Here is a 12,930-nt window from a genome sequence, read left to right on the forward strand (position 1 = left end):
GCGGTCTCGCATGCTGACCAGCGGGTGAACGTTCGTGAACACCTCGCCGTCCGCGGACGATGATCGGTTAGGGTGCCGTCTGGCCAGAGCCCGGCCGCGACCTTCGACCTCCCCGACGCCGTGAGGACTCTTGACCGCCCAGGAAGTCCAGCACCCGCCCGACCTCGATTCCGCGCGCGGGCAAGGGAACCAGGAGGCCACCCGCCGGGAGCACATCAAGACCGGAGCGCGTGCCGTCGGCCCCCGCGCCGCGGCGGCGGTGATGGCCGCGCTGCCGGCCGTCGTGGGCCTGTGCGCGGGCGACGCCGCCGCCGGGTTCTTCCCCTTCGGTGCCACCGCTCGCGGAGTCAGCGACCTCGGCAACCAGTACGTCCCGTTCTACGGCTACTTCTGGGACGTGCTGCACGGCCACGCGCGCGGCGACCTGTTCGTGAACTGGGCCTCCGGCCTGGGTTCCAGCTATCTCCCGGACCTGTTCTATTACCTGGCCAGCCCGTTCTCGCTGCTGGTGGCGCTGTTCCCCCGGGCGCGAGTGGACCTCGCCGTGTACGTGGTCACGGTGGCGAAGATCGCCGTCGCGGCCGGGATCATGGCGTGGTACCTGCGCGGTCTCACCGTGCGCCGCCATCTCCGCTCCGGCGCGGCGGCGGTCTTCGGCGCCGCGTACGGCCTGTGCGGGTGGGCCGTGACCGACGCCGTCTACAACCCCATGTGGCTCGACGGCCTCATCGCCTTCCCCCTGCTCTGCCTGGTCGCCGAGTGGGCACTGGCGGGACGCCGCCCGGTGCTCGGCGTCGTGTTCGTGGCCTTCTGCTGGGTGTGCGACTTCTACACCGCCTACTTCGCGACGATCGGCGCCGCCGTCCTGCTCCTCATCCGACTGGCCTCCGACCCGCCCGAGCCGTTCAGGTCATCCGAGCCGTCCAGGTCATCCGAGAGGTCCGGGTCGTCCGAGCGGTCCGAGCGGTCCGATCTGCGAGGCAGGTCGCGCGGGGTCGTCCGCGCCGCGCTGTACGCCGTCCTCGGCACCGGGCTGGCCGCACCGGTCGTCCTGGTGGTCTACTTCGCGGCCAAGGACGCCTGGCCGGTCGCGCCGAGGCCGTTCGTCCCGCCCGGCGCGGAGGTGCTGCTCGGCCGCCTGCTCCCGGGCGGTTACCAGTTCAGCTCGCCCGCGCTGTACGTCGGTACCTTCGTGCTCTTCGCGGCGCTCACGCTGCCCTTCAACCCGGCCGTGCCGGTGCGCGCCCGCGCGGTGTGGACGGCCGCGACCCTCGCCGTCCTGGGCTCGATGCTGTGGCAGCCGACGGTCCGGATCTGGTACGCCTTCACCAGCCCCAACGGCAGCTTCTACCGTGAGGCGTTCGTCCTGTGCGGCCTGCTCGTGCTCGCCGGCTGGACGTCGTTCTCGCGCGGCGTGCCCTCCCCGCGCGCCCTGGCCGCGGGGACGGCGCTGCTGGCGGCCATCGTGTTCACCGCGTCCGGCTGGGACCGGCTCACCCCTGACATGATCGAGCGCACCGCCGCCACGGCCGCCGCGGGCGCCGTGCTGTACGGCATGATCGTGCTCACCCGCCATCCAGGCCTGGACGCCTGGCCGCGTCCGGCGCTCGTCCGGGTGCGCCGGGGCGTGGCCGGGGCGGCGCTGGCCGGGCTGGCCGCCGTTCAGACCGTCGAGGCGGCCGCCAACGTGTCGACGATCGACGTCAAGCGGGCCGGCCACCTCGACTCCCACGCCGCCTGGGGGCCGTGGCACGAACGGCTGAGGGCGGCCGTGACCTCGGCCGACGCCTGGCCCGCGTACCGTACCGAGCCCGGCCAGGCGCAGGTGAGCGGCAACGATCCGCAGTTCGTCGGCGGCGAGGGCGCGCAGTACTACAGCAGCCTGACCTCCACGGCGCTGATCGACACGCTCGGCCATCTCGGCTTCGGCTGGACCTCACGCGGCCGTTCGCCGAGGAGCCTCGACAACCCGGTCACCGACGCCGTCCTCGCGATCGGCGCCCGCGCCCGCTCCACCCTCCCCACCGGCCCGGCGCTCCCGTCGTCGCCGAGCGCGGGCGTCCCCCAGGTCACCCTCACCCGGACCCTGGCCGCGCCGCTGGTCACCGTGCGCCCGCCCTCGTCCGCCGTCCCCCGGTACGGCGCCTCGCCGTTCCGCAATCAGGAACTCCTGCTGGGCAGGCCGGTGTACGACGTGCCGGACGTGCGTTACCTCACCGTGGACGGCGCCGACCTGCCGGCGGACGCCCACGGAGCGCTGACGACCGTGCCGGACCGCGTTCCCAGCGCCTCCTACCCCTACGTTCTGCGCGCCACCTGCCGTCCCGGCGAGGAGGTCTACCTCTACGGTCCCGAGTTCTCCGGCAGCGTGACCCTCGCTGGGAACGAGCCGGTGCGCTTCGCCGGCATCGCCGGACAGACCCGGGCCCCGGTCCACCGGCTCGGCACGGTGCCCATGACGGGCAGGCTCAAGGTCAAGCTCCGGCCGGGCCTGCCGGGCAGCGTGCCCCGCCAGGCGCTCGGTTGCCTGGACGTCCGCCGCCTGGCCGCCGCCGTGCGCGACCTGCGGGCCACCGGCGCCACGAGCGTCCGCGTCTCCGGTCACACGCTCAGCGCCACACTGCCGGCCGGCAGCACCGGGACGGCCGTCGTGGCGGTCCCGGCGATCCGCGGCTGGACCTGCTCGCTCGACGGCGCCCCGCCCCGTCCCGTGCGGCGCCATCTCGGCCTGCTCGCCGTCCCGCTCGACGGCACGGCCACCTCGCTGAGCTGCTCCTTCACTCCGCCCGGCCTGCGACTCGGTCTCGCGGCCACCACGGCCGCCCTGCTGACGGGCGCGGCCCTGCTCATAGGCACCACCGCGCGAACGAGCACCCCAAACCCAGACGGGCATCACCTCGCGGACGGGCGCGACTTCGCGGTCCGTCGCCGACGACGCCGGACGCGGGACGATCAGGCGTAGGTCACCCGCCGGCCGGTGCGGCGTAGGCGGGGCGGGCTCCGCGGACGTTGAGCATGATGGCGTACACCGAGGTCGAGGCGGTCATGAACAGCCAGTTGCGCTTGAGCCCGCCGAAGACCAGGTTGGAGGTCTTCTCCGGCAGGCGCAGCTTCCCGATGAGCGTGCCGTCGGGGGCGAAGCAGTGCACCCCTTCGTGGGTCGCCGCCCAGATGCGGCCGGTGTCGTCCAGCCGGATGCCGTCGAACGAGCCGGCCGTGCATTCGGCGAGCACCTTCCCGCCGGTCAGCGTGCCGTCGTCGTGCACGTCGAACACCCGCAGGTGCTTGCGCCGGGTGTCCACGACGTACAGCAGCCGCTCGTCCAGCGAGAACGCCAGCCCGTTGGGCCGGACGAAGTCGTCCGCCACCACCCGCACCTCGCCCGTGACCGGGTCGGCGCGGTACACCTGGTCGGCCCCGATCTCGCTGTCGGCCCGGTGACCCTCGTAGTCGCTGGTGATCCCGTAGGAGGGGTCGGTGAACCAGATGGACCCGTCGGACTTCACCACCACGTCGTTCGGGCTGTTGAACCGCTTGCCCTCCCACCGGTCGGCGATGGTGGTGACCGAGCCGTCGTGTTCGGTGCGCGTTACCCGGCGTCGCCCCTGCTCGCAGGAGATGAGCCGCCCCTGGGCGTCGAGGGTGTGCCCGTTGGTGTACCCGGCCGGCGTCCGGAACGGCCCCACGGTGCCGGTCAGCTCGTCCCAGCGCAGCATGCGGTCGTTGGGGATGTCGCTCCACAGCAGATAGCGCCCCGCCGGCACGTACACCGGCCCTTCGGCCCACCGGCAGCCCTGGTAGATGCGCTCGACGCGCTCGTCGCCCCCGACCGTGGCGAACCGCTCGTCCAGCTCCTCCAGCTCGGTGGGAATGGTCTCCGTCATGCCCCCAGCAAAGCCTACCGAACATCATATCGTCAATCGGCCTTATATCGATATCTCGTCTCATGAACCTGCATAGACACAAGATGAGATTCGGGAGTCGGGTGATAGCGTCCCCCCATGGACGACATCGACAGGGCGCTGATCGGCCTTCTCCAGCAGGACGCCACCCGCTCCTACGCCGCGCTGGGCGCGGCCGTGGGTCTGTCCAGCGGCGCCGCCCACGAGCGCGTCCGCAAACTGCGCGAACGCGGCGTCATCCGGCGTACGACGGTGGACGTCGATCCCGTGGCCGCCGGCCGGGGCGTCCTGGCGTACGTGATGGTCGACGGCACCACGTGGATGGGCGACACCCGCCAGGCGCTCAGCGCCATCCCCGAGGTGGAGGAGGCCCACGTCATCGCCGGCCCCGCGTCCCTCCTCCTCAAGATCAGGGCCGCGAGCACCCAGGACCTCCAGGACGTCCTGCGCAGACTCTTCGAGGTCGACGGCGTGGCCAGAACCCAGACCATCGTCGCCCTGGAGACCTTCTTCGAACGCCCCCTCCACGTCCCCGCCCCGGACATGCCACGGTGAGCGGACGGCATCTCGCGCCGCTCACTTGCCACGCCGTCCACATCAATGGAACGAACCCTGTTCCGCTGTAGGTTCATGCAGGCGTCGTCTCAACGGGCGGGTGGACCTCCCCGGCCTGGCGGAGAATATGGCGGTCGCACCATGACGGAGATGGGTCTCGGAGAAGGTGCCGAGTTCGAATCTGGTCTGCCAGTAGGACACTATGAGGTTCGTGTAGAGCTGTTGTTTGAGGGGACTCCTCGTCCTTCTCGTCGCTGAAAGATCCCCAACACTCCCGGTAGACCGGATTTTCGAGCGCCATTGTGATCAGCTCGTTGTGCGTCGTCCGCGAACTCTGCTCGCGGGCGAGCTTGGCCTCACGTGCCTGTAACACCAGAGATACCGTGATGGCGGTCAGTGCGAAAACGGAGATGAGCGCGGCCGCCGCTCCATAAGTCTGTCCTATCTCGCTTCTTCGCGACCATCCTCCACCGTCGTCCAGGAGATCGAGCGCGAGGGGCGAGAGCACGACAAGACCGACTGCCAAAAGCACGAGCAGGACGGTGAGGAATAGGATGAAATGGCCTCTGAATGGTGAACCGGGTAGTGGCCTGAGCTTCGTGTGGCGCCGAGGATTGTGGACGGTCATACCGCCCTTCATACCCCTTGGGGGGCAGGCGGGGGAAGATCGGCGATCTTCTTCGGGAAGTACCGGAGGAGGTCTTCTCCCTGACGCCAGTGATCTCTGATCTCGTCGCGGCAGGAGGCGACGAGATGGATGTCGGTGAACTTGCGGGCACCCGCGAGGACCCCGTCCGTGTAGGTGATGTCGTACATCACCGGGTGCCCGGAGCGGTCCCCGAGCACCACTACCTCGGGCAGTGCCGAGTGCGTCTCCAGATGCGCGATCGTGTCCGCGGGCAGGATCCTGATCTCCTCACCCAGCTCAGCCCAGATCATGAGCAGGTGCAGTTCCCATTGGAGGTAGGAAGTGGGTGGCTCGCATACGAATCGAACGCGCCGTTGGGTGATTCCGTGGCGGTCGAGCTGCCTTTGGTGCTCGGCCCTCGCGGCCCGCAGTTCATCGGCGAGCCTCAGGGACTTCTCCCAGTGACCTTCCGCCATGGCGACCCAGCTCGGAGAGGACGGCTCCTTGAAAGTGATCTGCCGCTCCAACTTCCATGAGGCGTCGACTCTCCAGAAGTTCTCCTGGAAGTCGTTCCTGTAGGAAGTGAGGTCGAGGACTTCTGCGGGCAGGCCACTGAGCTGCTCAAGCATCTGGGATGTCCGGTTTGGCCGCCATGAGGAGATGTCGAGGGATCATTACGAGACGCTCGTCGGCGCGAACCGTCACATCGCCTGGAAGCCTGTTCGCATGGCTTTCCGTGACGTCCCGCCCGACCACGACGATGTCTCCGTTCTCCATCTCCCAGATATCGGGACAGCCATCAGTGTTGGCAGTGCCTCCGAGTTCACGCATGGACCTGCCGATTCTACGAACGAAACCGGCTTCTGTCTTCGCTTCCCACGGTGTGTCCACTGGCCGCACCTTCCGAAGGGCTCACACGTCCCGGGATGTCTTCAGCCTCACAAAATCCTTGTTGCGCGTCAATATTATGTGATAGACCCCTATATGCGCCGAGCCCGGAATGGCATATAGAAACGGGTCGCCAGCCTGCCATTTGACCGTCCAGGAGCCTGCGGGTCTGTGCTCCTGATCGCGCCGTCGACACAACCGGCCGCGAACAAGGCGGAGGGCCTCATGGTCTGCCGCATGAGACCGTCGCACGGAAGTCGGGATGCGACCGGGGTGGCGGCGGGTCGCTAACCTGGGGCGTGATGAACCGTTTGACGACGTCGAGAGGTGGGTTCGACCTCACCCGCTTCCCCGAGAGTCCCCGTGACCCGCTTCGCGCCTGGGACGCCGCCGACGAGTATCTCCTGCGGGAGCTCGAGGGGATCGACGGCGTCCCGACGGACCTGTCGGGCACCGTGGTGGTGCTGAACGACCGGTGGGGCGCCCTGGTCACGGCGCTCGCCGATCACCGTCCCGTGCAGATCACCGACTCCTACCTCACCCAGCGGGCGACCCAGGCGAACATCGAGCGCAACGGGGTCGCGGCGGACGCCGTGCGACTGGCCACGACCCAGGACCCGCCGCCGGACCGCATCGACGTGCTGCTCGTCCGGGTGCCGAAGAGCCTCGCCCTCCTCGAGGACCAACTGCACCGCCTGGCCCCGCACGTGCACGCGGGCACCGTGGTCGTCGGCGCGGGGATGGTGACCGAGATCCACACCTCGACGTTGAGGCTGTTCGAACGCATCCTCGGGCCGACCAGGACGTCGCTGGCCGTGAAGAAGGCGCGGCTCATCTTCTGCGCGCCCGATCCGGGGCTGTCCCGGGGCGAGAACCCGTGGCCGCGAAGCTACGCGCTGCCCGCCGGCGTCGGCGCGGTGTCGGGCCTGACCGTCACCAACCACGCGGGCATCTTCTGCGCCGACCGCCTCGACGTCGGCACCCGCTTCTTCCTCCAGCACCTGCCGTCGCGCCGCGGCCCCGAGCACGTCGTGGACCTGGGCTGCGGCAACGGGGTCGTCGGGCTCGCTGCGGCGCTGGACAACGGCGAGGCCCAGGTGACGTTCATCGACGAGTCCTACCAGGCGCTGGCATCGGCGGAGACGACCTTCCGGGCGCACATCGACAACACGGACGCGAGCGCCACCGCGCGGTTCCTCGCCGCCGACGGCATGTCCGGCGTCCCCGCCGGCACGGTGGACCTGGTGCTGAACAACCCGCCGTTCCACGCCCACCGTACGACGACCGACGAGACGGCCTGGCGGATGTTCAACGGGTCACGCGCGGCGCTTCGCCGCGGCGGTGAGCTGTGGGTGGTGGGCAACCGGCATCTCGGCTACCACGCCAAGCTGCGCCGGCTGTTCGGCAACTGCGACGTCGCCGCGAGCGACCCCAGGTTCGTCGTCCTGCGAGCCGTCAAGCAGTGACTCCGGGCACGAGCGAGCGCCCATCCGCATCGCGGGCACAGTCGTCCGCTCTCCCCGTGAACCGGGAGCGTGGTCATGTGCGCGCGGCCCGGTGCTCCCGGGGGCTGACGCCGCGGACGCGTTTGAAGGCCGTGCTCAGCGCGAACGAGCTGCCGTAGCCGACCTGCCGGGCGACCGCGCCGACGGTGGCGCCCGGTTCGCGGAGCAGGTCGGCGGCCAGCGCGAGCCGCCATTCGGTGAGGTAGGACATGGGCGCTTCGCCGACCAGTTCGGTGAAGCGGCGGGCCAGCGCCGCCCGGGAGACCCCCGCCTTGGCGGCCAGCGAGGCCACGGTCCACGGCTCGGCGGGGTTGTTGTGCAGCAGCCGAAGGGCCCGCCCCACGACCGGGTCGCTGTGCGCCCGGTACCAGGCGGGCGCCTTGGCCTCCGGCCGGGCGAACCACTCGCGCAGCGCGGCGATGAGCAGCAGGTCGAGCAGCCGGTCCAGGACGGCCTCCTGCCCGGGGTCGTCTTTGACGATCTCGGTGGCCAGCAGCGGGACCAGCGGGGAGTCCCAGGAGTCGCCCGGCACGACCAGCAGCGGCGGCAGCGCGTTCAGCAGCCGCCGGCTGACCTCGCCCCGCATCGTGTAGGTGCCGGTGAGCAGCATCGTCGGGCCGTCCGGGCTGTTGCCCCAGGTGCGCACGCCGAGGTCGCGCATCTCGGGCACCTCCTGCCCGCCCGGGGTGGTGCAGACCTGGCCCGGACGGATGACGACCTGCGGCGCCGTCGCCGGGTCGTCGGCCACGGTGTACGGGCCGGGACCCCGGATGATCGCCACGTCCCCCGGGACGAGCCGTACGGCCGCGCCCTCGTCCGGAAGCACCTGGGCGTCGCCCCGCACCATGGCCACCAGGGTGAGCGGCGCCCGGTCCTCGATGCGCAGCGACCAGGGCGGGCTGAGCACCGAGCGCAGCAGGAACGCTCCTTGGGCTCGGGGGCCGTCAAGGAGCCCGGCGACCGCATCCATGGAGACGATTAAACACAGAATCGCGAGCTATGGCTATGTAGCGTCTCACCCGCTCGCGCTTCAATGATCGGTATGACGAACACACGAGAGCAGAAGACGATCCTGGTCCTCGGCGGGACGGGCAAGACCGGCCGCCGCGTCGTCGAGCGGCTACAAGCGAGCGGGGCGCCCGTGCGGGTCGGGTCGCGATCCGCCGCACCGCCCTTCGACTGGTCCGACCGGGAGACCTGGGCCCCGGTCCTTCAGGACGTCAGCGCGGTCTACGTGTCCTACTACCCCGACCTGGCGGTGCCCGGCGCACCCGAGACGGTCGGCGCGTTCACCGAGCTCGCGGTGGCCTCCGGGGCCTCCCGGCTGGTGCTGCTGTCCGGCCGGGGAGAGGAGGAGGCCGAGGCATGCGAGAAGCTCGTCCAGGCCTCCGGGGCCGAGTGGACGATCCTGCGGTCCAGCTGGTTCAGCCAGAACTTCAGCGAGGACTATCTGCTGGAGCCCATACTGGGCGGCGAGGTCGTCCTCCCGGTCGGCGACGTGCCCGAGCCGTTCGTCGACGCCGACGACATCGCGGACGTGGCCGTGGCGGCGCTCACCGAGGACGGGCACGCGGGCCGGCTCTACGAGCTGACCGGCCCCCGGCTGCTCACCTTCGCCGAAGCCGTCGCCGAGATCTCTTCAGCGGCCGGCCGGCCCATCCGGTTCGTCCAGGTCTCCCCGGAGGACTACGCGCACGCCCTGGCCGCCGAGAACGTCCCGCCCGAGGTCGCCGGCCTCCTGACGTACCTGTTCACCACCGTCCTGGACGGCCGCAACGCCTACCTGGCCGACGGCGTCCAGCGCGCCCTGGGCCGCCCCCCTCGGGACTTCACCGACTACGCCCGAACCACCGCCGCCACCGGCATCTGGACACCCCAGCACAACTGATCGTCCTGCGTGCTTTCGGGGCCGGTACGAAGGCGACCCGTGCACGCCCAGGAGCTCTTCTTCGCCTTGTACAACTCGACTTATTATAAGTGCGGTTATACAAGGCGCCTGGTCGGCGAGGCGTTCGCGGGCTCGACCGAGGCCCCACGGAGCCGATCACCCTGATACGTCCGCGTGCCGGCGATTTCGCGCGGGGGATCGCGTGATCCCCTATTGTCGGACCGACACGCTGGAGGGGTGGATGTCCGACCTGTCACCGTTACGCGCCGGTGAGCCGGGCCAATTCGGTGACTACAGGCTGCTCGGCCGCATCGGCCAGGGCGGTCAGGGCACGGTGTACCTGGCCGAGTCGTCAGCGGGGGAGCGGGTCGCGATCAAGGTGCTGCACCCGCACCACGCGATGGACGAGAACGCCGAGCGCATGTTCCTGCGGGAGGTCGCCACCGCGCGGCGGGTGGCGACCTTCTCCACCGCCCGTGTCATCGAGGTCGGTACGGCGAACCACCAGCCCTATATCGTCAGCGAGTACGTCCAGGGCGCCTCGCTGGAGCAACGGGTCCGCGAACGCGGGCCGCTCACCGGCGACGAGCTGGTACGCCTGGCGCTGGGCACGGCCGGCGCGCTGGCCGCGATCCATCAGGCGGGGGTCGTGCACCGCGACTTCAAGCCGAGCAACGTGCTGCTCGGCCCCGACGGGCCGCGGGTCATCGACTTCGGCATCGCCCGCGCCCTCGACTCCGTCACGGTCACCGCCAGTGGCGTCGCGGGCACCCCGACGTACATGGCGCCCGAACAGATCGCCGGCGAGCAGGTCGGCCCCCCGGCCGACGTGTTCGCCTGGGCGGTGACCATGGTCTTCGCGGCCACCGGCCGCCGTGCCTTCGGCGGCACGAGCGTGCCGTCCGTTCTGCACGCCGTCCTCACCGCCGAACCCGACCTCACCGAGCTGCCCGGGTCGCTGCGTCCGCTCCTCGGCCGATGCCTGGCCAAGGACCCGCAGGCCAGGCCCACGGCGGCCGAGATCATGCTTCAGTTGGTGGGCCACGACGCGCCCCCGCCGCCGGGCGTCACAGCCGGCGTCCCGCCCTCCACCACCGCCGCGTCACCGGTTTCGCCGCCTTCGTCGCAGGCGACGGTGACCACGGCGGGGAAGAGGGTCGGTCGGCGCCGGGCCGGACGCTCCCGTCGCGTCAGGCGGCGCGCGATGGTTTCCTCGCTGAGTGTGCTGCTCGCCCTCGCGGTCACGGCCGGCGTCTGGCTGTGGCGATCGCCCGGCGACCACCCCGTCGACTCCGCAGGCCCCTCCACCACGCCCTCCGCCTCCCGCCGAGCCACCGCTTCCCCGTCCGCCATCGCCGCCGTCGCCGGCAAGCTGGACAAGGTCGGCATCGCCCTGGACATCGGCGGCCGGGGTGACATGTGGTTCAACGACTCGGCCGTCCCGGGCATCGAACGCGCCAAGCGGGAACTCGGCGCACGCGAGGTCAAGGAACTGGCGGCGAAGGCGGGTGAGTCGGAGGAGCAGAAGACGCAGCGGCTGAGAGGGCTCGCCAAGAGCGGGCACAACCCGATCATCGCGATCGGCTACGCCTACTCCGAGGCGGTCAGAGCCGTCGCGACCGAGTTCCCCGGCACCACGTTCGCGATCGTCGACAGCGAGGAGGCGAAGGGAGGCAACATCTCCAACCTGGTCTTCGCCGAGCAGGAAGGCGGCTTCCTCGCCGGCGTGGTCGCAGCCCTGAAGTCGAAGAACGGGCACGTGGGCTTCGTCGGAGCGGTCAATGACAGCGGACCGATCGAACGGGCCGCCGCAGGCTTCGTCGCGGGCGCCCGGTCGGTCAAGCCGGACATCAAGGTCGACGTGAAGTACGTGACCCGCTCCCCGGACTTCGGCGGCTTCAACGACCCCGACCAGGGCCAGATCGTCGCGGCCGGCCTGTTCCGCGCGCACGCCGACGTGCTCTTCCAGGCGGCGGGCGACTCCAACCTCGGTGTCATGCGAGCCGCCGAGGCGGCCGGCGGGCACGTCATCGGCGCCGAGGGCGACGAGGCCCACACCGCGGACGACACGATGCGCGACGTCGTCCTCACCTCGATCATCAAGCGCGTCGACATGGTCGTCTTCGACTACCTCAAGGATTTCTCCACCGGCTCCGCCAAACCCGGCCGCACCGTGTACGGCGTCAAGGCCCACGGCTTCGCCTACACCACGACCGGCCACCACATCGACGACATCGCGGCCCGCCTGGACGAGGTGGAGCAGAAGATCGCCAACGGTCAGATCGACGTCCCGAAGCAGTGATCGGACGCAGCGACCTTCATGACCGCGACCGCCTCCCGACGGCACGTCCGGCCCTGGCGAGCGCGCCACCCTGCGCGTATCGTATGACGACGGCGTAGACCATGGATCACCACCCGTCGGCCATCCGCGACACCACGCGTCTGAGGTCAGTCACCAGGTGCCGGCGCGGGCTCTTCCGGACGGCGTCCCCAGGCCGAGATCAGCGGCGCGAGGGTCAGGTCGAGCTCGCCGGCGTGGATGGCGGCCAGGTGCGCGTCGATCTCGGCGTCGTCCGTCAACCCGGCCGCGAGCAGTTCGCCGCGTACGTGGCGTATGGTCGCCGCCTCCAGCCGGTCGCAGGCCGGCCCGCCGACCGTGAACGAGCCCGCCGCGGCGACGTCCACCAAGCCCGCCTCACGCAATGCCCGCGGCAGCGTCCGGCCGTAGCGAAGGTCCGCGCCGCGGCGCGTCAGCAACTCCCGGACCGCGTCGCGCAGCCGGTTGGCCCGCCGCTGCGCGGGGCCGCTGTCGTCCAGGCACGCCAGTGGCTGCAGAGCGGTGTCGGCGTCCTCGACCAACAGCCAGCCGCCGGGCCGTAGCGCCGCAGCCATCGTGGCCAGCGCCCGGGCCCGGTCGGGCAGGTGGACCAGCACGAGGCGGGCGTGCACCAGATCGAACGTCCCCGGTTCCGGGGGCGGATCAGCGACGACGTCGTGCCGGCGCACCTCGTACCCGTCGCCCGCCTTCAGCCACGACGGGTCGATGTCGGTGGCCAGCACGTACCCGGTCGGGCCGACGGCCGCCGCGAGCGCCTCGGGGATGCTGCGGCCACCGGCGCCCACCTCCCAGCAGCGCGAACCGGCCCTGACCCCGAGCCGGTCGAAGTGCGCGCGCGTCACCCCGTCGAACAGCTCGGCCAGCCAGACGAATCGCTCGCCCGCCTCGGCGCGCGCGTTGTCCAGCAGGTACCCGCGGGCGGCTTCTCCACCGGGCACGCCGGTCGGATCCGGTCGGTCACCGACGTCCGGCGGGCGAGGCGAGGAGGTCATCACCACATGGTCGACCTCCCCGGGCCGCTACGCCACAACGAGGGCAGAGGGATATCTCACACGACGACACCGCCACCGTCATCAGCCGCGAGCGCCGCGTTCTGTGCTCTGTCGAGCCGCCCGCTGATCTATCGGGGAGGGATCCCGCGGCGACGGTTCACACGGCGTCCCGACGGCATGGCCCGGCCGTGTCCTGATCGATGGCTCCACGATGGCCGGATGTCGCTGCCGGCC

11 protein-coding genes and 1 pseudogene are annotated in these 12,930 nt (G+C 70.7%); 5 read left to right on the top strand and 7 right to left on the bottom strand.

The window, feature by feature from the left end:
• Window positions 1-130 precede the first annotated feature (130 nt).
• Window positions 131-2,962 carry a YfhO family protein gene (locus ACFQSB_RS05790; protein ID WP_380824718.1) on the top strand — a complete coding sequence of 944 codons (2,832 nt, stop codon included), beginning with the start codon at window positions 131-133 and terminating at the stop codon, window positions 2,960-2,962.
• Between the two features lies 1 nt (window position 2,963).
• Here ACFQSB_RS05790 and ACFQSB_RS05795 read toward each other — a convergent pair whose 3' ends face one another.
• A complete protein-coding gene (locus ACFQSB_RS05795; RefSeq protein WP_380824719.1) occupies window positions 2,964-3,884 on the bottom strand; it encodes an SMP-30/gluconolactonase/LRE family protein in 921 nt (306 codons plus the stop codon).
• Window positions 3,885-4,001: 117 nt separating this feature from the next.
• On the opposite strand from ACFQSB_RS05795, the gene ACFQSB_RS05800 reads away from it, so the two are divergent.
• Entirely contained in the window at window positions 4,002-4,457 is a 456-nt protein-coding gene (locus ACFQSB_RS05800; RefSeq protein WP_354838269.1) for an Lrp/AsnC family transcriptional regulator, read from the top strand.
• 42 nt (window positions 4,458-4,499) lie between these two features.
• On the opposite strand, the gene ACFQSB_RS05805 is transcribed toward ACFQSB_RS05800, so the two are convergent.
• The 4 genes and pseudogenes from ACFQSB_RS05805 to ACFQSB_RS05820 form a co-directional block, all read right to left on the bottom strand.
• Window positions 4,500-4,658 carry a hypothetical protein gene (locus ACFQSB_RS05805; protein WP_380824721.1) on the bottom strand — a complete coding sequence of 53 codons (159 nt, stop codon included), beginning with the start codon at window positions 4,656-4,658 and terminating at the stop codon, window positions 4,500-4,502.
• 43 nt (window positions 4,659-4,701) lie between these two features.
• Window positions 4,702-5,097 (bottom strand): annotated as a pseudogene (locus ACFQSB_RS05810) (DUF6082 family protein); the annotation flags it as partial.
• Window positions 5,094-5,714, bottom strand: a complete 621-nt coding sequence (locus tag ACFQSB_RS05815) for a DUF6879 family protein (protein ID WP_380824725.1) — start codon at window positions 5,712-5,714, stop codon at window positions 5,094-5,096. The gene ACFQSB_RS05815 and the pseudogene ACFQSB_RS05810, both read right to left, overlap by 4 nt.
• Window positions 5,707-5,916 (bottom strand): hypothetical protein, encoded by a 210-nt coding sequence (locus ACFQSB_RS05820; RefSeq protein WP_380824727.1) that lies wholly within the window; start codon window positions 5,914-5,916, stop codon window positions 5,707-5,709. The genes ACFQSB_RS05815 and ACFQSB_RS05820 overlap by 8 nt, the downstream gene beginning before the upstream one ends.
• Window positions 5,917-6,275: 359 nt before the next feature.
• On the opposite strand from ACFQSB_RS05820, the gene ACFQSB_RS05825 reads away from it, so the two are divergent.
• Window positions 6,276-7,439: a methyltransferase gene (locus ACFQSB_RS05825; RefSeq protein ID WP_380824729.1), complete on the top strand. Its 1,164-nt coding sequence runs from the start codon at window positions 6,276-6,278 to the stop codon at window positions 7,437-7,439.
• A 73-nt stretch (window positions 7,440-7,512) separates the two neighbouring features.
• Here ACFQSB_RS05825 and ACFQSB_RS05830 read toward each other — a convergent pair whose 3' ends face one another.
• Window positions 7,513-8,448, bottom strand: coding sequence for an AraC family transcriptional regulator (locus ACFQSB_RS05830; protein ID WP_380824731.1), 936 nt, complete (start codon window positions 8,446-8,448; stop codon window positions 7,513-7,515).
• Window positions 8,449-8,520: 72 nt separating this feature from the next.
• Here ACFQSB_RS05830 and ACFQSB_RS05835 point away from each other — a divergent pair, with 72 nt between their 5' ends.
• Both ACFQSB_RS05835 and ACFQSB_RS05840 read left to right on the top strand, forming a co-directional pair.
• The gene (locus tag ACFQSB_RS05835; protein ID WP_380824732.1) at window positions 8,521-9,366 is read left to right on the top strand and encodes an NAD(P)H-binding protein; all 846 of its coding nucleotides are present in this window, start codon (window positions 8,521-8,523) and stop codon (window positions 9,364-9,366) included.
• Window positions 9,367-9,607: 241 nt separating this feature from the next.
• Window positions 9,608-11,668: a BMP family ABC transporter substrate-binding protein gene (locus tag ACFQSB_RS05840; RefSeq protein ID WP_380824733.1), complete on the top strand. Its 2,061-nt coding sequence runs from the start codon at window positions 9,608-9,610 to the stop codon at window positions 11,666-11,668.
• A gap of 146 nt (window positions 11,669-11,814) precedes the next feature.
• Here the strand turns inward: ACFQSB_RS05840 and ACFQSB_RS05845 are convergent, their stop codons facing one another.
• Entirely contained in the window at window positions 11,815-12,696 is an 882-nt protein-coding gene (locus ACFQSB_RS05845; RefSeq protein ID WP_380824735.1) for a methyltransferase domain-containing protein, read from the bottom strand.
• Between the last annotated feature and the right edge of the window lie 234 nt (window positions 12,697-12,930).

Source organism: Sphaerisporangium rhizosphaerae (assembly GCF_042665155.1).
GTDB lineage: Bacteria > Actinomycetota > Actinomycetes > Streptosporangiales > Streptosporangiaceae > Sphaerisporangium > Sphaerisporangium rhizosphaerae.